This window comes from Sphingomonas sp. (assembly GCF_040398505.1).
Classification (GTDB): domain Bacteria; phylum Pseudomonadota; class Alphaproteobacteria; order Sphingomonadales; family Sphingomonadaceae; genus Sphingomonas.
Map to the genome: position 1 here is coordinate 5,142 of NZ_JBBATX010000129.1, position 1,592 is coordinate 6,733.

Genomic DNA, 1,592 nt, shown 5'->3' on the forward strand with positions numbered 1-1,592 from the left:
AGCGGAAGACGATAGCCGGAGGGGCGTTTCGCATGGTGCGGGCGTCAGCGATCGGCCAAGAATGAAAGAAAGCAACATGGCTCTGTACGAGCACGTGTTCCTTGCGCGCCAGGATCTGGCACAGGCGCAAGTGGACGCACTGGCCGAAATGGCCGCCGGAATCATCAACGGTAATGACGGCCGCGTCGTCAAGACCGAGAATTGGGGCCTGCGCAGCCTCGCTTACAAGATCGCGAAGAATCGCAAGGCGCATTACGTGATGCTTGAGATCGATGCCCCGGGCAGCGTGATCGCAGAGCTGGAGCGCCAGGTTCAGATCAACGAAGACATCATCCGCTATATGACCGTCAAGATCGACGCTTCGGAAGAAGGCCCGAGCGTCATGATGCGCAAGTCGGACCGCGACCGTGAGCGTCGTGGTGATCGCGAAGGCGGCCGTGAAGGCCGTGGCGATCGCCCGGACCGCGGTGATCGCGAAGATCGCGCGCGTCGCAGCTTTGACGGCGAATAAGGAGCTATAGACCATGGCACGCCCATTTTTCCGCCGTCGCAAGTCCTGCCCGTTCTCGGCCAAGGATGCCCCCCGGATCGACTATAAGGACGTCCGTCTGCTGCAGGGCTTCGTGTCCGAGCGTGGCAAGATCGTCCCGTCGCGCATCACCTCGGTGAGCGGCAAGAAGCAGCGCGAGCTCGCCCAGGCGATCAAGCGTTCGCGCCATCTGGGCTTGCTGCCCTACATCGTTAAGTAAGGAGCGCACCCCATGGATATCATCCTGCTGGAGCGCGTCGAAAAGCTCGGCAACATTGGCGACGTCGTCAAGGTGAAGGACGGGTTCGCCCGTAACTTCCTGCTGCCGAACAAGAAGGCGCTTCGCTCCAACGAAGCCAACCGCAAGGTCTTCGAAAAGAACCGCGAGACGATCGTCGCCGAGAATGCGGAACGTCGCGGCCATGCCGAGATCGAAGCCAAGACGATCGACGGCATCACGCTGACGCTGATCCGCCAGTCGTCAAACACCGGCCAGCTCTATGGTTCGGTCGCGGTGCGCGATCTGATCGAAATGCTGGAGGCCGAGGGTCACAAGGTCTCGAAATCGGCGATCGTGCTCAACAAGCCGATCAAGGCGATCGGCGTGTACGACATCAAGGTGTCGCTGCACCCGGAAGTTTCGGTGACGATCAAGATCAACATCGCACGCTCGCCCGAAGAGGCGAAGATGCAGGCCGATGGCGTCAACGTCATGGAAGCGATGTTCGAGAAGGACGAAGCCGGCTTCGTCGAGGCTTACGATCCGAACGCCGAGCCGGGCGCGACGGCCGAAGTCGGCAGCGACGACAACCAGGCCGAGGCACCAGCCCAAGCCTGAGCGTTACCGCTCGCTATATCGTAAAAGGGCCGCCCGGAGGGATCCGGGCGGCCCTTTTCGTGTGTCTCCGCCCCGGGGATTGGGGGGGCTGGAGCGGAGGGCTGTTACCCGGTCACCACGCACGCGCTCACCAAAGCCGCGAACGGGATGAGGGCGAGGAAAACGGGAAGAACCTTATTCATTATAGCGTCGCTTTGCGTTGCCGGCCTGCAAACCAGAACCTCA

3 protein-coding genes are annotated in these 1,592 nt (G+C 61.4%); all 3 read left to right on the forward strand.

Features of this window, described 5'->3' with window-relative positions:
* Positions 1 to 76: 76 nt before the first annotated feature.
* Genes rpsF through rplI form a run of 3 tightly spaced genes read left to right on the forward strand, consistent with a single transcriptional unit; the run spans position 77 to position 1,367 of the window.
* Complete coding sequence (gene rpsF, locus ABWP09_RS12775; protein WP_353205513.1) at positions 77 to 511, forward strand: 30S ribosomal protein S6; 435 nt, start codon at positions 77 to 79, stop codon at positions 509 to 511.
* Between the two features lie 13 nt (positions 512 to 524).
* Complete coding sequence (gene rpsR, locus ABWP09_RS12780; RefSeq protein ID WP_010186331.1) at positions 525 to 749, forward strand: 30S ribosomal protein S18; 225 nt, start codon at positions 525 to 527, stop codon at positions 747 to 749.
* A gap of 12 nt (positions 750 to 761) precedes the next feature.
* Entirely contained in the window at positions 762 to 1,367 is a 606-nt protein-coding gene (gene rplI, locus ABWP09_RS12785) for a 50S ribosomal protein L9 (RefSeq protein ID WP_353205512.1), read from the forward strand.
* Positions 1,368 to 1,592: the final 225 nt, after the last annotated feature.